The sequence below is a fragment of the Aquimarina hainanensis genome (assembly GCF_042684685.1).
Taxonomy (GTDB): Bacteria; Bacteroidota; Bacteroidia; order Flavobacteriales; family Flavobacteriaceae; genus Aquimarina; species Aquimarina hainanensis.
Window position 1 is genome coordinate 36,906 of record NZ_JBHULX010000002.1, and the last position, 22,596, is coordinate 59,501.

At 35.6% G+C, this 22,596-nt stretch carries 19 protein-coding genes; 4 read left to right on the plus strand and 15 right to left on the minus strand.

Features of this window, described 5'->3' with window-relative positions:
- Window positions 1-368 precede the first annotated feature (368 nt).
- A complete protein-coding gene (locus tag ACFSTE_RS02935) occupies window positions 369-3,608 on the plus strand; it encodes a S41 family peptidase (protein WP_378256335.1) in 3,240 nt (1,079 codons plus the stop codon).
- Between the two features lie 186 nt (window positions 3,609-3,794).
- On the opposite strand, the gene ACFSTE_RS02940 is transcribed toward ACFSTE_RS02935, so the two are convergent.
- The gene (locus tag ACFSTE_RS02940) at window positions 3,795-4,322 is read right to left on the minus strand and encodes a hypothetical protein (protein ID WP_176029317.1); all 528 of its coding nucleotides are present in this window, start codon (window positions 4,320-4,322) and stop codon (window positions 3,795-3,797) included.
- A gap of 246 nt (window positions 4,323-4,568) precedes the next feature.
- Window positions 4,569-4,772 (minus strand): 4-oxalocrotonate tautomerase DmpI, encoded by a 204-nt coding sequence (gene dmpI, locus ACFSTE_RS02945; protein ID WP_176029318.1) that lies wholly within the window; start codon window positions 4,770-4,772, stop codon window positions 4,569-4,571.
- Between the two features lie 409 nt (window positions 4,773-5,181).
- Between dmpI and ACFSTE_RS02950 the strand changes: the two genes are divergently transcribed.
- Window positions 5,182-5,985, plus strand: coding sequence for a nuclear transport factor 2 family protein (locus ACFSTE_RS02950; RefSeq protein ID WP_176029319.1), 804 nt, complete (start codon window positions 5,182-5,184; stop codon window positions 5,983-5,985).
- Here the strand turns inward: ACFSTE_RS02950 and ACFSTE_RS02955 are convergent.
- The 5 genes from ACFSTE_RS02955 to ACFSTE_RS02975 form a co-directional block, all read right to left on the minus strand.
- Window positions 5,951-7,408, minus strand: coding sequence for an FAD-binding protein (locus ACFSTE_RS02955; RefSeq protein WP_378256332.1), 1,458 nt, complete (start codon window positions 7,406-7,408; stop codon window positions 5,951-5,953). The two genes, ACFSTE_RS02950 and ACFSTE_RS02955, sit on opposite strands and share 35 nt — an antisense overlap.
- The gene (locus ACFSTE_RS02960; protein WP_176029321.1) at window positions 7,405-8,241 is read right to left on the minus strand and encodes a TauD/TfdA dioxygenase family protein; all 837 of its coding nucleotides are present in this window, start codon (window positions 8,239-8,241) and stop codon (window positions 7,405-7,407) included. Before ACFSTE_RS02960 ends, ACFSTE_RS02955 begins: the two co-directional genes overlap by 4 nt.
- A gap of 24 nt (window positions 8,242-8,265) precedes the next feature.
- Window positions 8,266-9,300, minus strand: coding sequence for an L-tyrosine/L-tryptophan isonitrile synthase family protein (locus ACFSTE_RS02965; RefSeq protein ID WP_378256330.1), 1,035 nt, complete (start codon window positions 9,298-9,300; stop codon window positions 8,266-8,268).
- A 720-nt stretch (window positions 9,301-10,020) separates the two neighbouring features.
- Window positions 10,021-12,153, minus strand: coding sequence for a hypothetical protein (locus ACFSTE_RS02970; protein ID WP_378256326.1), 2,133 nt, complete (start codon window positions 12,151-12,153; stop codon window positions 10,021-10,023).
- Window positions 12,154-12,158: 5 nt separating this feature from the next.
- On the minus strand, window positions 12,159-12,629 hold the full coding sequence (locus tag ACFSTE_RS02975; protein ID WP_176029323.1) for a hypothetical protein: 471 nt from the start codon (window positions 12,627-12,629) through the stop codon (window positions 12,159-12,161).
- 464 nt (window positions 12,630-13,093) lie between these two features.
- Here ACFSTE_RS02975 and ACFSTE_RS02980 point away from each other — a divergent pair, with 464 nt between their 5' ends.
- The gene (locus tag ACFSTE_RS02980; protein ID WP_176029324.1) at window positions 13,094-13,930 is read left to right on the plus strand and encodes a M57 family metalloprotease; all 837 of its coding nucleotides are present in this window, start codon (window positions 13,094-13,096) and stop codon (window positions 13,928-13,930) included.
- Between the two features lie 294 nt (window positions 13,931-14,224).
- On the opposite strand, the gene ACFSTE_RS02985 is transcribed toward ACFSTE_RS02980, so the two are convergent.
- Together ACFSTE_RS02985 and ACFSTE_RS02990 are read right to left on the minus strand one after the other, a co-directional pair.
- Window positions 14,225-14,656, minus strand: coding sequence for a hypothetical protein (locus ACFSTE_RS02985; RefSeq protein ID WP_176029325.1), 432 nt, complete (start codon window positions 14,654-14,656; stop codon window positions 14,225-14,227).
- Between the two features lie 201 nt (window positions 14,657-14,857).
- The gene (locus tag ACFSTE_RS02990; protein ID WP_378258927.1) at window positions 14,858-15,541 is read right to left on the minus strand and encodes an NAD(P)H-dependent oxidoreductase; all 684 of its coding nucleotides are present in this window, start codon (window positions 15,539-15,541) and stop codon (window positions 14,858-14,860) included.
- An 81-nt stretch (window positions 15,542-15,622) separates the two neighbouring features.
- On the opposite strand from ACFSTE_RS02990, the gene ACFSTE_RS02995 reads away from it, so the two are divergent.
- Window positions 15,623-15,961 carry a winged helix-turn-helix transcriptional regulator gene (locus ACFSTE_RS02995; RefSeq protein WP_176029327.1) on the plus strand — a complete coding sequence of 113 codons (339 nt, stop codon included), beginning with the start codon at window positions 15,623-15,625 and terminating at the stop codon, window positions 15,959-15,961.
- A 270-nt stretch (window positions 15,962-16,231) separates the two neighbouring features.
- On the opposite strand, the gene ACFSTE_RS03000 is transcribed toward ACFSTE_RS02995, so the two are convergent.
- From ACFSTE_RS03000 to ACFSTE_RS03025, 6 genes are all read right to left on the minus strand, one after another.
- On the minus strand, window positions 16,232-17,191 hold the full coding sequence (locus tag ACFSTE_RS03000; protein ID WP_378256323.1) for a M91 family zinc metallopeptidase: 960 nt from the start codon (window positions 17,189-17,191) through the stop codon (window positions 16,232-16,234).
- A 247-nt stretch (window positions 17,192-17,438) separates the two neighbouring features.
- The gene (locus tag ACFSTE_RS03005) at window positions 17,439-18,608 is read right to left on the minus strand and encodes an FAD-dependent monooxygenase (RefSeq protein ID WP_378256321.1); all 1,170 of its coding nucleotides are present in this window, start codon (window positions 18,606-18,608) and stop codon (window positions 17,439-17,441) included.
- Window positions 18,609-18,637: 29 nt separating this feature from the next.
- On the minus strand, window positions 18,638-19,033 hold the full coding sequence (locus tag ACFSTE_RS03010; protein WP_378256319.1) for a DUF6463 family protein: 396 nt from the start codon (window positions 19,031-19,033) through the stop codon (window positions 18,638-18,640).
- A 63-nt stretch (window positions 19,034-19,096) separates the two neighbouring features.
- On the minus strand, window positions 19,097-19,669 hold the full coding sequence (locus ACFSTE_RS03015; protein WP_176029331.1) for a Crp/Fnr family transcriptional regulator: 573 nt from the start codon (window positions 19,667-19,669) through the stop codon (window positions 19,097-19,099).
- Between the two features lie 78 nt (window positions 19,670-19,747).
- Window positions 19,748-21,250 (minus strand): serine hydrolase, encoded by a 1,503-nt coding sequence (locus tag ACFSTE_RS03020; protein WP_176029332.1) that lies wholly within the window; start codon window positions 21,248-21,250, stop codon window positions 19,748-19,750.
- A 218-nt stretch (window positions 21,251-21,468) separates the two neighbouring features.
- Complete coding sequence (locus tag ACFSTE_RS03025; RefSeq protein WP_378256316.1) at window positions 21,469-22,428, minus strand: hypothetical protein; 960 nt, start codon at window positions 22,426-22,428, stop codon at window positions 21,469-21,471.
- Window positions 22,429-22,596: the final 168 nt, after the last annotated feature.

Genomic DNA, 22,596 nt, shown 5'->3' on the forward strand with positions numbered 1-22,596 from the left:
ATCCTTTCGATAGATAACGTAAATAAAGTGAAGTATCTTTTTTGATTGCTGAGGTGTCTTTTTGTGTCAGCGAAGTACTTTTGTTAAGTTCTTGTTAAACAAAATAGTACTCATATGATAAGGGTAATCACATAAAATAATAATAAGAGTGATGTACTATCAGAGGGTACTACTATCTTTTGTAAAAGAAGATCAGGAGGAAAGTGTTGTGAAATTCTTAACTATTTTCACTGTTGATATTTAGTATATTGGCAAAATTTTTACCGATATTTTAATAAAAAGTAAGACAATCTGGATAGAAACCTGCTTTTTTTTAAAGGTAAAGTATAGTTATATAAGTCATCAATCGTTTAAAAAACAAAACAAAAGTGAAAAAATTATTAGCTTTTTTGACACTGTTGGTTATCAGTGTTGGACAATCGAAGGTGTTGGCACAAGAAACACCTCAATGGATGCGATATCCGGTTATCTCTCCGGATGGAAAAAAGATTGCATTTAGTTATAAAGGAGATATTTATGTGGTCAATAGTGCTGGAGGAAGAGCAGTACAGCTGACAACTAATATGGCACATGATTATAGACCTGTTTGGTCACATGATGCTCAAAAAATTGCATTTTCATCAGATAGACATGGGAATTTTGACGTGTATATTATGGACGCAGAAGGAGGGAATGTTCAGCGGTTAACACATCATTCAGCCAATGATTATGTCAGTGATTTTTCTGTCGATAATAAAAAAGTATATTACACTTCCACTCGGTTAGATACTCCTGTTTCTATTATGTTTCCTTCTCGTACACTATCAGAAATATATAGTGTCAGTGTTCAGGGAGGAAGAGAACAGCAATTTCTGGCAGTTCCTTCAGAACATATGAAGTGGAATGCCACTGGAGATCAGTTTTTATTCGAGAATATAAAAGGATATGAAGATCAATGGAGAAAACATCATACTTCTTCCATTACCAGAGATATTGTATTATATGATACCAATCAAAAAGCGTATAAAAAAATAGCAAATTGGGAAGGAGAAGAGCGCAATCCTGTATGGAATGGACAAACAGGAATATATTTCCTTAGTGAAAAAGGAGGTTCCTTTAATATTTGGAAAAAAGATATCAACTCGAATACCTATGGTACACAAATTACAGAACATACAACACACCCGGTACGATTCTTATCAGCTTCAAAATCTGGGGTATTATGTTATGGGTATGATGGAGAGATCTATACCTATCAGAACGGGAGTTCTAAAAAAGTAAATATTACGATTAAGTCAGATCAGCCTAACAATCTTTATGAGTTTATTAATGCTGGAAGAATTACCGATTTTGATGTTTCCCCTAATGGAAAAGAGGTGGCTTTTATCGCCAGAGGAGAAGTATTTGTAACATCAATAACCTATAAGACGACTAAGCAAATAACAAAAACCTCAGGAATGGAACGACGTGTTCAGTTTAGTCCTGATGGAAAATCGTTGGTATACGATAGCGAAAGAGATGGAAGTTGGAATATCTATAAAGCTACCATTGGCAGAAAAGAAGATACTTATTTTTACAATAGTCTGTTAATCAATGAAGAAGTCTTGGTAGCGACAGATCAGGAAACCTTTCAGCCATTATTTTCTCCCGACGGAAAAGAGGTCGCTTTTTTAGAAAATAGAACGACTCTGAAGGTAGTGAATTTGGCTTCAAAAGAAATAAGAACAGTACTGGATGGAACCTATAATTATTCGTATGTGGATGGAGATCAGTATTTTACTTGGTCTCCGGATAGTAAGTGGTTATTGGTTGAGTTTTTCGAATTCGAACGCTGGAATTCAGATATAGGTTTAGTAAAAGCTTCCGGAACCGAAAAACCAATTAATCTTACTAAGAGTGGGTACTCCAATACAAGAGCTAAATTTGCTATGGATGGAGCATTGGTATATTGGGAAACCGATAAACAAGGATTCCGATCTCATGGTAGTTGGGGGTCTCACGGAGATGTATATGGGATTTTTCTAACACAAAAAGCATATGATACTTTTTTGCAAAGCAAAGAAGAAACTGAATTAGAAAAAGAAGAAGATACCTCAGAAAAAGAAGAGGGTAAAGACAAAAAAGAAAATAAAAAGAAGAAAAAAGATAAAGAAGATAAAGAAGAAAAGGTACGTCCAATAGTAGTAGAAAAAGAAGGGCTCCATGATCGTAAACTTAGATTGACAATCCACTCTTCCTTTTTAGGAGATTATTTGCTAAATGAGAAAGCGGATCAACTTGTGTATCTATCTAATTTTGAAAAAGGTTTTGATCTTTGGACTACTAAATTTAAAGAAAAAGAAACAAAACTGTTAGCCAAGTTAAATGGATCAGGATCAAAGCTTCAATTTGATAAAAAACAAGAACATGTGTTTTTGATTAATAAGGGAAGTTTACAAAAAATAGCAGTAAAAGATGGAAGTAAGAAAAGCATAGGAGCAGATGCTACTATGTCTTTATCAAAAGCTAAAGAACGCGCCTATATGTTTGAACATGCCTGGAGGCAACTACGAGAGAAATTTTATGTTCAGGATTTACATGGAGTTGACTGGGATATGTATAAAAAGGAATACGAGAAATACCTGCCTTCAATTAATAATGGATACGATTTTGCAGAAATGTTAAGTGAATTACTGGGAGAGATCAATGCATCTCATACTGGTGCAGGATACAGAAGACGTGCCAAAAAAGCAGATAAAACAGCTTCATTAGGATGTTTTTATGATGAAACCTATACAGGAAACGGAGTTAAAATAGCCGAAATAATAACAGGAAGCCCATTACAACAAAAAGAAAGTAAGATAACTGCAGGGACCATTATAGAAAAAATAAATGGAGAGACTATTACTGCAAATACAAATTTCTATGCACTATTGAATAGAAAAGAAGGAAAAAGAACATTGCTTGCATGTTATAACCCCACCTCTAAAGAACGTTGGTCAGAAGTAGTAAAGCCAGTTAGTTTATACAAAGAAAGTCAGTTGGCATACAAGCGTTGGGTGAAGAGTAGAGCAGCTGCCGTAGAAAAATTATCCGGAGGAAGATTAGGATATGTGCACGTAAAAGGAATGAACTCTGCCAGCTTTAGAGAAGTATTTGAAAAAGCCTTAGGTGAGTTCCATACCAAAGAAGGATTGATTGTAGATACCCGATTTAACGGAGGAGGTTGGTTGCATGATGATTTGGTAACATTTTTAGGAGGAAAAGTATATATGACTTTCGAGCCTAGAGGACAGAAAAATATGGGAGGAGAACCAATTTGGAAATGGACAAAACCTTCCTGTGTTTTAATGAGTGAATCTAATTATTCTGATGCTCATATGTTCCCATATACCTATAAAGCATTAGGGGTTGGAAAATTAATTGGAATGCCGGTTCCTGGAACAGGAACAGCTGTATGGTGGGACACCATGGTGGACGGACAGACTACTTTTGGAATACCACAAGTAGGGATGCGAGGAATAATTGATAACAAGTTATTGGAGAATAATCAGTTAATGCCAGATATACAAGTGGACAATGTGTATGAAAAGGCTTTAAGTGGTGAAGATCAACAATTAGAAGCAGCGGTTAAAGAACTGCTTAAATAAAAATGATATTTATAATATAAGAGAAAAAGACCATTTACGATCAGGTAAATGGTCTTTTTTTATGATATTACTCCTACAGTATATAAATAAAAATACTGAGGGGGTTGGTTTATGTATAGTAGGGATATACCCGGATAATTTCTTTGTTGTTTCGGTTAGGAGTTTTGCAACCAAACCGGCTCAATGTTAATGATCTTCTTTACTGCTTTCGTCTTTTGTGTTTTCTTCTTTACTGTGTTCTTCCAGCATTTGCTTGTGATCCTTCATCATTTTTGTATGATCGTCTTCTAATTTTTTATGATCTGCTTTTAAGGTTTCATGCTCTGCTTTCATTTTTGCATGCTCAGTTTTTATTTCTTCCTCAGTTGACGAACGATCTTTATGTTTACTTTCTAAGGTTTTGTGATTTGAAATCAAAGCATCATGTTTTTCAATGATTGCTTGATGTTTTTTCAGGACTGAGTTGTGATCGTTTTCCATTAGCACATGTAATGAGTCATTTTCGCTCATCACTTTGTTGTGCTCTCCAACCATTTTCATATGCTCTTGTTCCATTTTTTTGTGAGCTTCTTTCATACTCGTATGCTCAGTTTCAAAAGTCGTATGTTCTTTTGCTAATTCCTTATGAAAATCATTATCCTTTTTGGTATCCTTACAAGCGACAAATGCCAGTAGTACCAGCATGCTAAAAATAGTTGATGTTAGTTTTCTCATGATGTTATCTTTTAGTATTTAAACTTTTCTAAGGTACAATTTTTTGTATCATTTTTGAATAACATTCAGCGAATAAATGAATATGTAGATTCTCTTACGTTAGTGGTTTTAGAACTTGTTTTTTTGATGTATTCCTTGAAGATGGTTAATAGATAATACACAGACGGTAACATCTTTTATAAAAAAATCATTTAGTTTTAAGAACTCATATAGAAAGGGCGCCTGTTGTGTGACGCCCTTTGTATATTAATTTCTGCTTAGTGCTGATTTAATTTCAGTGACCGTTTTTCCTCCAACAGCAATATTATCATCTTTTACCTCCTTTATAGAGACAAAAAACAATTCTTTTGGAATTCCGGTAACATTTACAGCTACTTCTGTTAGTTTTTCAATGAGTTCTTGCTTTGTTTTTTTATCAAGAGACCCTGTTTCAAATGATATATACGGCATATTATTTATGATTTAACATGAATTATTAGATAGAGTGCTCTGAACTTTTTTTTAAAAAAAATAATTGATCACTCCGTCATTAAAAGTAAATGTAATCTGAAAAGAATTGTCTTAATTAGTTGTAAAAGATCGTTAAGTTTTTCTAAACCGAATACATGTGTAAGGTGCTTATTGTTAAAGTTTTATGATTTTATTTTTCTAAAAAAATAATAGAGATAAAAACCACTTTTTTATCCGGATAGTTTTTAAAATAGTGTTATAATTTTCCGGAAACTTCCTCGTTCATAGTATCAATTTGTATGCTCTTCTAAAGCATATACACAATTTTTAATTACAAACAGATCTTAGCGATATAATAGGGAAGTCATTTCTCTTGTATAGAATAAGGTTTATCTTAACAAATATCTCAATGAATAATAAAGAAAAAGCAAAGGCTTATCATACAGCCGTTAGTGCATACGATGTATCGACAATAGAAAAAATGGTTGAAGAAAATTACATTCAACATAATCCAAAAGTTCCATCAGGAAGGGCAGCATTTGTCTCCATGATTCCTACATTAAAAATGCATGGTAGCAAAATAGAAAACATTCGGATGATGGAAGATAATGATCATATTATCATGCATCATAAGTGGGTCAATGCGGCTCCATTTGGTTTTGAAGCGTCAGTGGCTTTTCATATTATAAGGTTTGATAGCCAGGGTTTTATTGCAGAACACTGGAATGTGATGACAGGAATTGCACCCTTGAATGCTTCTAAAAGATCCTTATTTGACGGGGAGACAACAATTACGGATATAGAGAACACAGAAAGTAATAAGGCAATCATTGCAAAACTGATCAATCAGATGATACACGATGATGTTGAAGAGATTACCACTACTGTGATTCCTCGATATTTTCAGGAAGAATTCCACCAGCATAATGCAATGATATCTGATGGAATTCAAGGGCTAACGGATGCCATTCAACAAGGAGTATATGTCCCTCGTTATAAAAAACAGCAAGCTGTTTTCGGAGAGGGAAATTTTGTCCTTTCTATTAGTGAGGGAATACTTTCACAAAAAAATACAGCATTGTACGATCTATTTAGATTGGATAATGCAAAGATTGTAGAACATTGGAGTATCTATCAGGAAATCCCAACGACTGATTTGGCGAATACGAATACGATGTTTAATTTTCAACATAGGTTTCAACCAAGTTTTTGAGTAAGGATTCCGCTTCCCTGATAGGGGCAACAGCCTCGATATAAGCGTCTGGTCTTACAATAACAATCTGATTTTTATAGTAATCCTCTTTAGTCCAGTATTCGTGCTGTGTTTCATTAGGGCGAACCTGCAATATGGTTACGAAATCAGGAACCGTTATAGCGGGTACATAATCACCAAAACACAACAAGGTGAATTTTGTATACTCCAGAAGGGAGTATAATCGCATACTTTTCTTCTCTTTGTGTATTGTAAGGTCATACACTCTTGTACCGGCACATCCGGATTCACTATAACGGATTCCCATCCCGGTAATATTTCCTGCCCTTTTTTCTACAATTTTTACATAATCCTTGGCATGTGTTCCGTCATCGGAATATTTAGTAGACCGGACAAGTTCCCCGGAACTTTCGATAACACTTAGTGCGACAGGCTTTCTTTCATTTTCATAGGTACGCAGCAGGTTTTGGTTTGTTCCGTGGTTTTTTATCATGTTTAATTTCCAGATCAGATTAAAAGCATCTGCTAAACCGGTATTAAGCCCTTGTCCTCCATTTACGGAATGGATATGACAAGCGTCTCCGGCAAGAATAACACGATCTTGAAAAAGAAAATGTTCTGCAACTGATTCTTTTACCGAAAATTGAGAAAACCATACAAGTTTTTTAATCTTAACATAGTGTGGAGCCATAGCAAGATTGATTCTTTTCAGCGCATCCTCCATATCGAAATCTTTGCGATCCATTCTAATATAAAACCGGTCAATTTCCCCTTCTCTGGGAATCCAGGCAACATCTGATGTTTCAGACTGGAAGACGATTATCTCTGGTACTTTTGGGAAATCAGTTTCGAATACGGCATCAATTACAGCCCATATAATTTGGGGGCGTGTAATTTCAAAAGGAATCTTAAAGTGATTTCTGACAAAAGAACGAGAACCATCTGCTCCGATAAGGTATGTTGATTTAATAATATCACCATTGGTAAGTGTACTGGTACATCCATGAGCTGTAAGTTGGATGTCTTCTATAGTTGTTTTTCTTATTACAGCGGCATCAATTGCAGTAAGCTTTTTATCTAAGAGCTGTTCTACAAACGCTTGCCCAAGCATTAGAAAATGTTTGTGAAAGCACCCCTGGAGTTCATTCCACCAGGAAGACTGTCGGGATATAAACTTTCCTTTTTCCCAAACGGAACTTGTATTACATGGAAGCCCCAAAGGATAGAGATCCTGGAATAAATTAGCTACTTCGAGTAGTTGTAATGTTCTGGCATTAAGGGCGTCAGCTCTTCCTACTTCCAAAGGTCCTTCCGATTTATCAATAATAATAGTTTTTAGCCCTGAAATTTCTGCCAGATAAGCACATAATAAACCTACTGGACCAGCGCCTATAATAAAGATATCTGTTTCTCTTGTCTTCATTTCGTATAGATTAAATGCGGATTATCTAATGGAGTTTTTCCTAATAACTGCACACGTCTGATATGTCTGGGAGCTCCTTTAAGGAAGGGTTCTCTACCGTGTAACAATGTGTGATTATCAGAAAATACAATATCTCCTGTCTGCCATTGATGCGTATAAAGGTTCTCTGGTGCGTAGAGTGTTTTATTGAGGTCCTGAATGAAATCGTCTATTTCTTGGCTGGGAATTCCCTCTATGGCAAAACCAGGATGATTGATAAACGACGCATCTGTTGTATTCGGAGGTTCGCAATACCGGATTACAGAAAAATCCCTTTCAGGGTGTTTTGTCAGGATAGGGGCAATGGTTTTACTGTCATAAAATTCCATTTTTCGAGAGTAAATACAGGTAATTTTATTCCAGTATTCCAGGGTTTCTTTTTTAGTTTTTTCCAGAACTTGTTTTGTGTTGACAAATGTAGTTCCCCCACCATTATTGCTTCCGGGGGCACTTACACAATGGAACACCTGAGTTTCGGGAACCTGTTCTCGATACATTCCATCCCAGTGAAGAGGAATATAGCTATTATCAAAAATATGATCTTTAGGGTTATCATGTTCGATGAGTTCTAATACTTTGCCAAAAGGCCATACACTGATTTCTCCAAATGTTTCGCAGTAATTAGAAAAATCAGTTGCCGTATCAAAGCTATGAAAACCTCTCAAAGCGAGGAGGTGTTCATCAGATAATGCTTTTTTTAGCTCGTTAATATCGATATTTCTAATGTCCTCTTTCCCAGGGACTGGTTCTATTAAGAGACCGAACGGACGTAATTTTGTGATGTTAAAATTCATGATGCATTTTTTTATGTTGAGGTATTATAGCTCGTAAGTGAGCTGTTGGTTTTGGGAGATTAGTTTGTAGTGACTAGGACGCCCTTTTTCATCCTTAATTAATTGGGCATTTAATTCTTTGACCTCCCGATGTTTCATTAAAATAAAATTATTCCCTGTGTTTACCGCTACTCCATGCCAGGGAGTCATCCATGTTTCTATTCCGAGAAGTTGAATTCCGATTTTTCTGGAACCACAGCTCTGAGGGTGGATGGATAGGCGAATTGCCTCCGGGAATTTTTCTGCGATTAAATCTGTCCAGGCATTACTTCTTATAATTGCTAAGTACGCTTTTGATTTACACTCTTTTTGAATTGCACTTTTTGATTTTGTCTGCCCAGGAAAAAGTGAGTCTTCTACAAGAAAACGTGTTAAACCACAATACAGTCGATTTGCTTCCCTCTCTTCAGGAGTACTAGATCCGGTTACATCCCCTCCTCTTTTTACTTTTTCTTTTAGGCGTTCCAGATCTTGACCATATTTTCCTATAAGCTCTGAGCGAGCTTGTTCGAAATTGCAATCGTGGTATACATCATCAAGATTAAAAGTAGAAAGAGATGTAAGATTTGATTCTTTAATGATGCGATCGATTTCGATTTGATAACTTGTAATGTGCTTCTCAGCAATCCCTACAACATCACTAAAGACTCTACCATCAGAGCAAATAATAACTTCAGCACCAGGAGTATATATACTTTGAATGCGTTTACAGAGGTTGTTTAGGAATGTTAGTGCTTGCTTTTCTGCCATATCAGGAAGATGACCTAAGACTTTTGCCGGGTTGGGGGATTTGCCAGGAAATGCAGGAAGAACGAATCTGATCTTTTTTTCTTGCATGATGGCAGCAATAACTTTTTCAATATGAGGTTTATGGCAGTCTGAACACGTAGCAGAGTCACATTTTTTTTCGGTATCGATCATTCGTCGAAATTGCATAACTTCTGTTAGTATATTCGTAGCAATATCAGCTATTTGTTGATCAGAACTAGGTTTCCCTAATTCATTGGTTAAGATTTTCATAATAATTCTTAGGTTTTAAGGTGAATTTTCTAAATATAGATGAGACCAAGCTAGGGAAACACTTGTATGAAAAACCTTTACTTACGAGGATTAACGCAAGTTTAAAACCTATTAACACAGACTTGCAAGGAAGGATATTAGGAATTTTTATTAAAGTTACCTATTACTTTATAGTACAGTGATTGCTGAAGAAAAAAACAAAAATAATATATAAATATCTTATTAACAGATGATTATATGTGTGATTGTAAGATATCAGAAATGTAATTTGAAAAGTCTTAAAATGGGATAAATTGACATTTTATTATTAATGATAGAGGCTTGTTAAAATCTCCTAATTTTTATTCTGAGATTAAAAATTAACAAAATATATTAAATCAGTGTTAATGTGTTTTTGTTGTTTTTTTAGCCTTTGTGTAATGATGAGTTTTAAATATATTGCAATGTATTGTGTTGATATTGAGATTTTTGTTTTTGTGTTGTTTATGTTTGATATTTTATTTTTAAAATTTTTAAAAACGCATATTATCATTTTATTAGTGTTAAATAATAAGGGTGTTTTATGAAATTTTTAGCCTCTAATAAGAAGGCAAAACAAGTTTGCACAAGAAAAACATTTTTTTCTTATAGAAATTCACAGAGGGAATTTTTGTATGTTTTTTTATCAGGGGTAAAATAATTCTGTTATACTTATGCAAAATTTATTTTGATCAACTACTTTTAATTACTTTTCATCCGCTCCCTAAGGTTCGTAATTTTAGAGAGTGTTCTTTTTAATAAATTGAGTAAAGCTTCCTGGTTTTCTTCTGATGCAGGGCTACTATTGGTTGTAATTGTATTATTAATAGTAAGGGTAGGTTGTACAGGGTTGTTAAATACATTTTTTAAAGCTTCGGATTTTTGTAATATTTTATGAGCATAGTAGAGTAATAATTGCTGGTTGTTAGACCATTCAGGTAGTGGGATGAGCTCTACACTTCTTATAAAAGACAAATCAGCTTCTGCTACAATTTCGATCCACTCGGAATACCCGAATCTGGATAATTTTACTTTGGTATTAGAAGCATCTGTCGGCGCTTCGAACAGCGATTTATAGGTTCCGCTGAAGTCAACAGCTTCTTGTAATAAAACTTCCGGGGAGGGGACAAAATCCGTAACGGTAACAGTGGTATCTGTAAGATCGAGCAATTCAATGTATTTAAAAGTTCCGGTACTATCAATATACCCAAATTCTATGGCAGCTCCATTAGCGACACTAATGGTTCCTGTGGTTTCTATACTGGTAAATTTAGTTCCGAATCTCAGGGCATTACTTCGTATAGTGATGGTTTGATTTCCTTCATCCACGGCAAAAGCAGCAGGTGCATTTTGGTCAATAACCAGGTTCCAGTCTGCTGATAATACCAGGCGATCTCCATTAGTCGTAAAGAAGAAGTTTTCTATACCTAATGTTGTAATGTTATCAACCTTAAAACTTTTAGCACGATCATATAACTGATCCAGGGTATTGATTTCAGTATATCCATCGACAACAGTCTTGCTGATTTCTGAAATTGCAGTATCATCAAAAACTTTGGTAGATAAACTAGTTCCGTCAACTCCTTTTAATACAGCATCTGCTATGATTTGATATAAGTAATTATACGCCCATAAGTGGATGTCGAATACGTCGCTATCATCATTGTTTTTGCCACGATAATCCCAGGCATAGGTACCGCTATTTAACCCATTAGCTCCTCCTGTGTTAGCAACATTTGCAGCCAGTAATATTTGTTGTTGAGGGATTGTGCCATTGATATCTGTTTGAGTGATGTATTCATTATCCTGAGTATTATCTACAGTATGTCCTTCCCGATTATATGTTTCTCTCCCTCCATTGTTTGTATCCCGGATATACATAGTTACTCCGGCAACAGGGGCATTTGCCAAATCAGTGACAGTCAGGTCTAATTCCTGGTATACGAGTGCAACTCCATATCCGGCCCCATTTCCATCATTTTTATGATTTCCGGCAATGAGCTGAGAACCTGTTTTGGAATTAATAAGGATAGGGCGACACCCTTGCCAGAATTTTATGTCTTGTGTATTTCCTCGATCTCCTCCGGAGTATCCTCTAAAAGTTACATCGTAATTAGGAGTATTACCTGAAAAAGCAATGGCTCCTCCTGTAGTTTCCGGGCGGTAATTATTCATTTGTTGCGGACGTCTCAAAAAAGTAATATCTCCTCTTCCGTTTCCAATAAACGTAAGACCATTGACAAAGAAATTATCCGAGTTTTGTCGTACCTGTACCACATCAGATGTCGCATCTCTACGTACTAATAATACACCATTAGTGATCTGAACGGTAGAAGACGGTTCGGCAAACCAGGGCAGTTGTCCAACATCAATTGTAGCCCCTCTCCAATTCCAGGTAGCCCCATTACGGATAGCAATAGCAGCATTGTTCGCATTACAGCATCCTGCATCTGTAGAAGAAATAAAGATCCCTAATCCCAGTCGTTGTCTGGTAATTCCATTGACAACCACATCTTCTCCCAGGTTATAAGTGGCTCCGTTTTGTATATCTATGATGGGATTTCCCGGGTTATTGAATAACAATTGTTCCTGTTCGGGGTTATGTGTTAAAGTCCCTTGAATAACCAGTCGTAAATTCCCCAGGTTATAAGTAATAAACTGATTAGCTCCTGTACCATTAGAGATAACTGTAACTCCTGCAATACCTGTCAACCCGGATAAGTTAGTATCTACTCCGGTTTGTGTAATTACATTTCCTGCCAGTGTAAAATTAGCATACATAGTTTGTAGCAGAAAACAGTAGTAACAAATGAGAATTGTAGTTTTTCTAATCATAGGCTTTAATTATATGTTAGCCCTTGTACCTGTGCAAGTGTACTGGGTTGCGCTCCCGTACCAGTGGCACTTTCTTCTACATTAACATCTGTCTTGTCATATCGGATTACAAGATAATTACTCCCATCTTCAACCATGGATACATAACAGTAATCCTCATCTTCAAAAATCAATTCATCAGTCATATTTTTGAAACTGGTCGTAATAGTATATACATTATTGGTATTACTGATTGACAGGAAAGGATCAGAAGTAGTAATGTCTTCAATAGGAGTTAGTGTACGCCAGACAGTAGCATTCCTGAAAAATATAGTCTGGGTGGTCGTATTGTATAGTAAGGAGCCTTCATTCGGTGCCGTAATTGCATTCATCTCCGTCAGTGAGGCTGTTGGAAGTCCTAATAAGGAGCCAGCATCTATCTGTGCAATACATAGATATGATTGCAGTATAATAAGTAACAGGGGTATTTTTTTCATCAATAGTAATATAGATTTAGGGGAGTCTAATATACAATATATTAGCCTTTTATCAAAGAATATAGGCATGTTGTCACTGCTGGAAACAATTGTTAATGTATCTGAATACGAGTTCATTAGTGGTAGTGGAAGTACTATGATAAAAAAAGAGAAATGATACGTAATGCCAAATAGAAAGGAAAGTTGATTAATTACCTTTTAGTAAGATAAGCTACTTTTTTTTAAAAGATGAGTTGTTTTTAATACCAGTTGTTGTAATTCGGTATAAAAAGCTTTTTTTTTCTGTGTTTTAAAGGGGTTTGAGAAGAATTTTAGGGTGTAAGGTGTTAATTTTGTGTGATTTACTGTTTATGGTTAAAAAACAACGTTTAATGTAAAAGATCGTGTGTTTGGTTAAATTATGTTAACAACTAAGGTATAAATCTTATTAAATTAACAAAGATTTAACAAAATAACACAAACTTATGAAGAGAATTAATTTTTTAACAAGCATTGCAGTGATCTCAATGCTGTTAGTTTTTACGTCATGTGAAAAAGAATCGTTTGAAAATGAGAATGTAGCACTTTCAGAAGAAGTTTCAAAAGAGCTATTAAACAAGCTGATAGAGCTGAACTTTAATCCTAATGGAGTAGAGAAAATGAAAATTACAGAGGAAGATGGTACTTCTAAAATAGTGTATCTAATAGAAGGAGATATTATGATGACAGAAGAAGAAATCATGCGTATGAACATTTATGGAGGTGTTCAGGATAAGCAGTATCGCACTTGGAATTTAATAAACAGATCCAGTATAACAGTTGTGGGAGACTCCAGATTATTGAGTCAAACAGCCAGAAGAGCATTGGGGTATGCTGTCGATAACTATAACAGATTGAATCTGAGTTTTCGTATCAACCTTCGCTTTGATACACGAAGAGGAAATGGAGATATTTTTGTGACGATTAATGATAACCTGGGAAGTGGATCCAGAGGACAGGCAGGGTTTCCTAGTTTTGGACGACCTTATAACTTAGTATGGATTAATCAATTTGCAAATCACAGGCAGAGTGATCAGCAATTAGAACATTTATTAGCCCACGAAATAGGTCATTGTGTAGGTTTGAGACATACAGATTGGAATACCAGAAAATCATGTGGAGAGAATAGTAACGAAGGAACATTCGGAGTAGGAGTTGTTCATATTCCAGGAACACCTTATGCAGGAAGAGATAATGCTTCTATTATGAATGCATGTTACCCGAATGGAACTGATGGAGAGTGGAGTTATTATGATAGAGTAGCACTAAACTATTTATATTAATTAAAGAATAAGTAAACCTAACCATTTATTTATGCTAGTAAGATTGTAATACACCTATTTTAAATTTGTGGGGAAACTGATTTTCGAGAAGGAATTAAGTGATTATCAGATTGAGAATATCCCTCTTGGAGGATAATTAATTAATGATACGGTTTCCGGTAAAGTAAAATTTTATCAACTGACAGTATTACAATTTAATAACGGTACAAACCAGTTTGGAGATTTTATATCTTCTGACTGGTTTGTTTTTTTTATATGGATAAAATTAAATCTTCATTGTGTATTATAGTATTTTTATCCTATTTTGATGCGCACCATGGTCGAAAGAATTAACAATAAGGATATAATTCCGACAATGGTGGTGAATATTCCTGTTTTCCTGGATTTAACCCAGCCTGCTAATGATATAATTGTTAATAAGGATACCAACCCGATTATTAGACTAAGAACCCCGGTGATTCTGGGAATTACAAAATCATCCATAGCGACTTGATTTATGTACCCTCCGGGAGTGGTGATCATTGAGATCTGTGTCATAGCAAATACCGAAACAAGAAAACTTCCCGAGGCAATGGTTGCCAACCGTACAAGGAGATTTATCATTTTCCCTTTTTTATCAGAGACTAATAATCCCGCTACGATTGTCATAGAAAAACCACTGAGCAAGGAGCTGATTAATAGTGTCTGATTCGCTAATGTATTCCAGTATGCTAATGTTGTTTCCATAATAGTCCCTTGTATTTAGGGGGGTATATTGTACAATTGTTCCCGTATGTAGAGTTGATATTGTAACCCAAATATAGAGAAGTATTCCACATTATTTTCAGCAGATAAAGAAGAAAATAATATATCGGTTATAATTTTAATAAAAAAACGAAAGCACCAACATTAGGTTGATGCTTTACTGTGATCAAAAATACAGTATTGTTATTTCCAGGAAACAATATCACTTAGCTTTCTTCTTGATTTTGGACGGGCAGGTGCTTCTTTTCTATAACCAAATGCAACCATATAGGATAGACCATATTGGGTAGTATCTATATTGAATTTTTCCCGTAGTAGAGCTTCAGCTTTTTCCTGATGGAACCCTTCGATAGGACAGCTGTCAATACCAGATAATGCCGCAGCAGTCATCATATTTCCCAGAGCGATATAACTCTGTTTTGATGCCCAGTCGAATAGTTTCTTATCTGTGTCCAGATCAAAATCACGTTCCTGAAATTCCTTGTAGAATGTAGAATACATTTTAATGACATCCTCTGGTAGCTGTTTTACTTCTTTCATCATATGGGTAATATAGTCAGCGTCCCATTTTGTCAGAGGAGCTTTCATGCTCAACCCTAATACAAAATGACTGGCAGTATCTAGTTTTAGAGGTGCTCCCCAGGCAACAGGTTTCAGTAATTCTCGTAACTCAGGATCTTGAACGACAACAAAATGCCAGGGCTCAAAACCAAAAGAACTAGGGGATAAATTTGCTGTTTGAAGGATGAAATTGATATCAGTGTCTGACAATTTTCTGCTTGGGTCAAACTCTTTGGTTGCATGTCGGAATTGAAAAGCATTGATAATGTCTTTTTGTGCAATATTGGTGTATCCATAAGATTTAATTTTATACTATAAATTATATAGTTGCAAAACTAAGTATAGTAATCTATCTTTGCAATAACGGTCAAAAAGGATAGTTTATATATGCATACATTTAGAGGAAAAGAATACCCTTGTTGTACCAGTCTGACGATGGGAATTATCGGAGGAAAATGGAAAACAGTTATTTTGTATTATTTGATAGACGGAAGTTTACGATATAATGAACTGAGAAAAAAAATGCCATCAGTAACTGAACGTACTTTAAGTTTACAGTTAAAAACGCTGGAAGAAGATGGTATTATCAAAAGAGAGGTATTTACCTCAAAACCCCCGTTAAAAGTAGTATATTCTCTGACAGCATTAGGAAAAACACTGATTCCGTTGGTACAGTCTATAGCAGATTGGGGAAATTTTGCCGTAAAAGAATTTGCAGATCAATAATTGTGATTCTTTTTCGTATTAGTGTAGAAAATAACAACTTCATTACGCATCATTACAGATTTTTATGGATACGAAGAACGCTTATGTTTTTTGATATCTCGTTGAGGTAGTTACTCTTAATCGTCATTAAGCGAGGAGTTAATTTGTTTAGAAATTACGATCTGTTTCCTGTCATTTTTTTAGAAGAAATAAATTTAAAAAATTATCCCCTTCTATAAAAAGGGTAGAGCTTTATAGAAGGGGAGTGAAATTAAAAACCTTTTGAGATGTTTATTTTAGCTCATCATGATTATTAGAGCAACTACCACAAAAAAGAGGATCACTGCAAGCCCCTCCACATGGAGCATGTGGATTTTGATTTGTATAAGAGACTCTGGCTGGTCGACCTGTCCAGGCTCTGTAGTTATTTTCAGTAAATGCACTAGGATCTGTATTCCCAAAACCAACAGTATTATATTCTTCTCTAGGAATGTTTTCATTACCCAAAAAATAGTTGGTTCTATTGGCCGCATTAATTCTTCTGTTGACCTCATGAGAGATATACCCTTGCGCATCTCTTCTATCCGCGATATGAAGCGCATGAATAAGTTCATGAAATAAAGTAACATCGGTAGGTGATACACGCTGAGATGCTTCCCCTTCACGATTACGATCTATATTAATATAACGATTATCATTAATGTTCCAGTTTACAGTTATAGTATTCCCTTCTGCACGTGTTTGTGTAATTCCAGAGGTTAATACATTGATTTCTATTTGTCGGGGAGAATCAATTACATCTCTCAGAAATAGGGAACCTTCTGTTTCATCATTTCCAGTTGCCCAAACCGGGATCCCTCCTACAAAAAAAGCGAAAGCATTTGCAAGAACACTGGCAGTATGATCTCGATATTCCCACTCATCACTTTGATAAAGGGTTCCATCAGTATCTATTTTTACCCGGTATAAAGTACCTCTGTCTCTGGAGGTTTGTGCTAAGTTAATTTTCTTAATTACTTGTTTTACAACCTTCTTTTGCCTATCACTTAGAGAGGTCCAGTTTTTTATTTTTAAAGAGCTTGGACCTGTATAGTTCTGAGCTGGTTTTGTAGGCTCATCATTTTTCAATTGAGAGACGATTTGGTTTGTTTCAAGTGTTTGAGTAGATTCTTCTATAGCTACAGAATCATGGTCACAAGCAGTAAAAACTGTACCTGTTAAAATGAGAAGTAATAAAATTTTTTGTTTCATAATGAAGTGTGAATTTTGATTAATTTATGAACACCAAAAATATTTGTAATTAAAAGATCTAACTGTTGTGCTTTTACTAATTTTTGTTTTGAATGAGTTAACTATATGAGCTATCTAGCTGTCTTGTTTTTTTGAAAAATAAAGATGTATTACAAAATCGTTAGCGTTGATTATGTGGTGTATAACAGGGGTGATACCGTCTTTTAAAAGGAGAAAAGATCAGTTTGTAACTGTTAAAGAAATCTTTTTATACGTTCTTATGAGCAATGGTTGTATCAATATTATATACAGTTAGCATCTGTTGTTGCATCATCTTCTGAGGGGTATATTTTAGGATGAAATTGCGCAGGATTTCCAGAGGTCTGTTTGTGATTGCCATTCTGGATGTGTTCCAGGATTGTTTGACTAATCTTTCTACTTTAGGTTTTCTAAAGGTGTAAAATGTATCAAAAGCATCTTCTGTTTTTGGGATACCATGGATAAAATTAGAAAGGTAGAAAGCATCTTCAATGGCCTGAGCACCTCCTTGTCCCAAATCAGGAGTCATACTATGTGCAGCGTCTCCGATAAGGCAGATGTTTTGATAATGCCATCGTTCCAGTAAGTTCAGATCGAATAGGTCATTTCTCATTATTTTTTCTAAAGGCGTATTGTCGATTAGAGTGTTGACAATCGGATGGAATTCCGAAAATAACGTTGTCAATGTATTTTTCAGGGTATGAAGATTGTCTTTTTGTTGCATTTTACTGCGTCTGACGGCAAACCAATATACTTTTCCATTTTCTAGTTTAGACATCCCGAATTGTAGCTTTTTTCCCCATAAGGTACATCCAACGTTGGTAAGTGATGTATCCAGGTCATAATTAGCGATCCCTCTCCAACAGGTCTGTCCGGTATATCTCAAAGTACTGCCTGGGAATAGCTGTTTCCTGAGGGTAGAATTGATCCCGTCAGCCCCGATAAGGGAGCGAGTTTTTACAGTGGATTTATCTGTAAATGTTATGGTTATGTAGTCTCTGTACGATTCGTATTTTTTGAGGGTTTTATTTAGTACGATGTTTTCTTTGGTTGCATAGTCATAGAGGATTTTTTGTAGTTTTCCTCTGTGAATTGCCATGGTGGTATATCCGTATTTTTGTAAGGCAAACTGTTGATTACTATCTGAGATAGGGCGGAGATTATGGTTTGTTACTCGAATACTGTCGAATGCATTTCCGGAAGATTGTACCGCCTGTAGTAATTTGGGATCAATCCATTCGAGTACTTGCAAGGCATTTGGTGATAACCAAATGCCCGCTCCAACTTCTTTTAAAACTGCAGCTCTTTCATAAAGTACATAAGGGATGTTTAATTTTTCAAAACAAATAGCTGTTACGATTCCTCCTATTCCCCCTCCAATAATTGTTATAGAATTCATTGTTATTGAGTAAAGTATATTAATAAAGGTTATAAACTTCTTTTAGGAATCATCATATAGAGTGCATGTGGTAACATTATAAAGGTCATGCCAGAGTTAGGAATCATATAGATACCTACTAATATCAGTGCTAGATATGAAAACCGAACAGCTTTAGGGATTTTACCGGAGTTTTTTTCGATATGATAAACGGCAATTCCCAATGGAATCAGCAGAAGACCGAAGTAGAAAAACCAAAATGCGGCAAAGTTTTCATAATTCATTTGTCCGTTGTTAGCAGGAAACTCATCTAGTCCCTCACTGATTTTAAAAAAAAAGTGATCTGCAAATGTTGCAAATTGTTTCCCGAAAGCGGAAGGGGATAGCCCGAATAATGTATGTCCGATTCCTGTAAGGATGATGATCGTACCATTTAATGATTTCATAGGTTTGATTTTATAAGGTACTTCAAAATTAGGTCATTTAGGAGGACCTGTTTTTGATCTATGTCAAATGGCTTTAGACCCTCGGATCCTGCTCAGGGTTTCCTGGGTAATTCCCAAAAAAGATGCAATATCTCCCAAGGGAGCAGATAATTCGATTTTGGGATATTGTTCGATCAGACTGCGGTATCGCTGATATCCGGTTTTGAATTGAAGGGAGACAATCCGATGCCTGAACTGTACGATAACCCGAGATAACACTATCCGGAACAAATGCTCAAAGTCATGGTGCTTTTTGCAGAGCATTTCTACTTTGCTCTTATCGGTCTCCAGAAGGACACAATCTTCCATTGCCTGGATAATATGCAGGCTTGGTTCATCCGTAAAATAACTGGTGCTCGAGGTGATAAATTCATTTTCAAAGGCAAACCAGTCAATTATTTTTCGATCCTTATAATAGTAATAGGCTTTTAAGGACCCTTTGACCAGATAAAACAACTTATGTCGTTGTTGCCCTTCTTCTATAATAGTGGTTCCCTTTTTATAGGAAACCAGTTTGCTGTTGTTCTCCCAGTCAATATATGTTTTATGATCAAGAGAAGAGTACATATCGGTTATGCTAGCTTGTATAAAGTCCAATTTTTTTGTTTTAAAGAAAAATAATGGTTTCGTATAATAAGAGGGGAGAGGATGCGGTTTTATATGGATGCATTATGATCAGGGGGTGTTTAACTGTGCTATTTTGACTAACATTTTTGCTGCGTTTTTGTTTTCTGGATTTAAATCTAAGGATTTTTGATAGTTTCGTCTTGCCAGATCGTATTGTTTATTCATAAAATATGCTTCTCCATAACTGTCAAACGCATTGGCAGATTCAGGATAATCTTTTGTGTAAAGTTCAAAAATAGAAAGTGCCTTATCGATATCCTTATGGTAGAGGAAGTGATACCCTGTTTGATTCAATGCCCGTTCAAAACTGATTTCCGGATGCTCACTTTTCATTTGTTGATATTCTTGTACAGTCTGATGAAAAGGATTTAAGATAAACCGAAGGCGAATTTCTTCATTAAACCATCTGTCTTTTCTTAGTAAACGAGGGTCTGCTACTCCCGAAATATAATTGATGGCATTGCTTATAACTGGTCGTTGTTTAAAACCGTTAGATAACACAATAATGGTTAGGTCATGGTTAATAAACTTCATAAAGGCACTGACACCCCCTCCGGCAAAGCCATAATACCGTTTGTCTTCAGGACCGAATATTCCCCAGCTATAACCAAAAAGAGCATTTGGATCTTGATAATCAAATGGCTGCATCATTTGTTTTTTGGTTGCCGTTTTAAGGAGCTGATCGTTATCGAGTTTTGTATTCCAGCGGATTAGATTTTCCAAATTTATATTGAGACCATTTCCTGCCAGTGAACGTTCCCCGGCTGCAAATGAACTTATTTCGTAAGTACCGTGTTTTTGATTGAATTCATATTTAGGAACTCTGTTTGGAATCGCTAATAAGCTGTTAGAGGCATAGACAAGGTGTGTATTTTGGTGATTAAACTGATGTTCGAGAACAAACTCTTCCAGTTTCTGCTGACTTATTTTTTCGATGATCTGTTTCAAAAACCAAAAATTAGTCTGGTTATATGAAAAACGAGCTCCTGTTTCGAAGAGAAGCGGTTTTTGAGTGATTTCTGTATGTATTTGCTCATCTGATAGTAATGGTTGATTTTTGATGTCTTTGTATTCAGGGAGACCCGAAGAGTGTGATAAAAGGTGTTTTACTTTTATTTTTTTCCAGGGATCCGGGAGTTTTTCTATAAATAAGCCGATGGAGTCCTCAAGTGACAGTTGATTTCTTTCTATTAACTGGAATACTGCGACTGAAGTAATTAACTTAGAGGTCGAATAGATCCGGAATAAGGTACTGTCCGTTACAGGAACTTTATGAGCCAGATTAGCCAGACCGTAATTTTTCTGGTGTAGCATTTGTCCATTCTGGATAACGGCTATAGCCATTCCGGGAATTTCATCTGCCTGCATTAGGCGTTTGATATAGGTATCTATTTCCTGATGATAAGAAGGAGTTTCTTCGTTAGAGGAGCTTTTTGGAGCGCAGGAAAAGCTTAGAAGTATACCTAGTAAACTTCCTGTGAATAGGAGTGTTCTTAGTTGCATGATGTTTTCTTTTTTTGATTGATGATGAATTGTTAGCCAATAGGTCATAAAAAACACTGTTTTGTTACATAATGTGTATTCATTATCAGAGAGGTACCTGTTATTAGTGGTTTTTTCGAAATAAGGACTGATTTTCTATACAGTATCAATACACTTGTTCTGAAATTGAATTTTTTTTTCTAAGAAATGTCTTGTGGGCTTGCCACGAGGTAGTTTACTATTGAATGCAGAGTGATTAGATAAGAGAGTACCGTTGTTTTTAGTAGTTAAGGAGAATGTGATTCGATTTTAAATTTTAGTGATTTTAATAAACGAGTTTCAAAATCCGTAATAATACTTCCAGCCCAAAAGTTGGCATATCCATTCATTTTTGAGCTCAGCGTATATTGACAAGCGAGTTTTAACTCGGTGGTGGTAGGCGATTGTTTGGAAAGGGTGTAAGAGATGTTTTCAAAGGTAAAGGACTCGCTTTTTAATAAAAGATTATCGGTAGGAAGATCTCTTAATTCAGATTCATTGATATGGATTTTAAATTCCAGGTAGTTTAGAGTATCTACTGTAGCAAGTGTCTCATAGAGTTTTAATCGATTGGAAAAATACCCTATCCTGTAGGTTGTTCCATTGATGATTTCGAGTTTGGACTTTACAGGTCTGGGAACCCCGATATAATTAAAAAAACCTTTTTGATATTCACTGTCTTTAATTTCGGGAACTTCTATCAGATAAGACCAAACAGTTTGACGATCAGCTTCGATGAGTATTTTAGATGTTATAGTATAGGTTGTCAGGGAATTAGGGATAAAAGATTCCAGGGGACTAAGCAGAAAGGGCAATGCGACAATAGCGTATAGTTTTTTAGAATATCTTTTTTTGATAAGAGGAGCCAGTGCAGTACCGACAATTCCGGCAGTTATTAAAAAAGGAAGAGCGATGATTAGAATACAAAGCCAGTCTTCAAAACCGCTGGATAATGTAAAGATGAAAAAAAGTAACACACTCAAAAATGGAAAAACGAATTGTTTCCATTTTGATGTTAGAATTTCTTTTTTAGCAAATAGCATCGGAATGATGGAAATAACGAGGGGAAGTACCCAAAGAAAAGAAAGAGAATAGCTATTGTAGTAGTCATGAATAGCCGTATTGTGATTTCCTGAGCCTGAGATTCCTCTGACGAGCAAACCGTATAAGCCCCCCAGGATGATTCCGATGTATTGTTTGTATTTCACTTGTTTTTTCTGATAAATGCTAAGGGGTTTTGTTGCACAAAATCAGCCATGATTTTTGCCGTAGCCGAAAGATAGTGAATTGCAATAAATTCCGTTAAGGAGTTCAACTGCAATGAGCTATACACGATGTGATATACGTTCGGCTTTCGTTCTTATTCCACTTGTTTT

Excerpts from the sequence above, each read along its gene's own strand:
- ACFSTE_RS03005 (WP_378256321.1), bottom strand. The coding sequence starts at position 18,608 with ATGAATTCTATAACAATTATTGGAGGGGGAATAGGAGGAATCGTAACA.
- ACFSTE_RS02995 (WP_176029327.1), top strand. The coding sequence starts at position 15,623 with ATGCATACATTTAGAGGAAAAGAATACCCTTGTTGTACCAGTCTGACG.
- ACFSTE_RS02955 (WP_378256332.1), bottom strand. The coding sequence starts at position 7,408 with ATGAAGACAAGAGAAACAGATATCTTTATTATAGGCGCTGGTCCAGTA.
- ACFSTE_RS03010 (WP_378256319.1), bottom strand. The coding sequence starts at position 19,033 with ATGAAATCATTAAATGGTACGATCATCATCCTTACAGGAATCGGACAT.
- ACFSTE_RS02980 (WP_176029324.1), top strand. The coding sequence starts at position 13,094 with ATGAAGAGAATTAATTTTTTAACAAGCATTGCAGTGATCTCAATGCTG.
- ACFSTE_RS02960 (WP_176029321.1), bottom strand. The coding sequence starts at position 8,241 with ATGAATTTTAACATCACAAAATTACGTCCGTTCGGTCTCTTAATAGAA.
- ACFSTE_RS02940 (WP_176029317.1), bottom strand. The coding sequence starts at position 4,322 with ATGAGAAAACTAACATCAACTATTTTTAGCATGCTGGTACTACTGGCA.
- dmpI (WP_176029318.1), bottom strand. The coding sequence starts at position 4,772 with ATGCCGTATATATCATTTGAAACAGGGTCTCTTGATAAAAAAACAAAG.
- ACFSTE_RS02985 (WP_176029325.1), bottom strand. The coding sequence starts at position 14,656 with ATGGAAACAACATTAGCATACTGGAATACATTAGCGAATCAGACACTA.
- ACFSTE_RS03020 (WP_176029332.1), bottom strand. The coding sequence starts at position 21,250 with ATGACCTATTGGCTAACAATTCATCATCAATCAAAAAAAGAAAACATC.
- ACFSTE_RS02975 (WP_176029323.1), bottom strand. The coding sequence starts at position 12,629 with ATGAAAAAAATACCCCTGTTACTTATTATACTGCAATCATATCTATGT.
- ACFSTE_RS03000 (WP_378256323.1), bottom strand. The coding sequence starts at position 17,191 with ATGAAACAAAAAATTTTATTACTTCTCATTTTAACAGGTACAGTTTTT.
- ACFSTE_RS02970 (WP_378256326.1), bottom strand. The coding sequence starts at position 12,153 with ATGATTAGAAAAACTACAATTCTCATTTGTTACTACTGTTTTCTGCTA.
- ACFSTE_RS02965 (WP_378256330.1), bottom strand. The coding sequence starts at position 9,300 with ATGAAAATCTTAACCAATGAATTAGGGAAACCTAGTTCTGATCAACAA.
- ACFSTE_RS02950 (WP_176029319.1), top strand. The coding sequence starts at position 5,182 with ATGAATAATAAAGAAAAAGCAAAGGCTTATCATACAGCCGTTAGTGCA.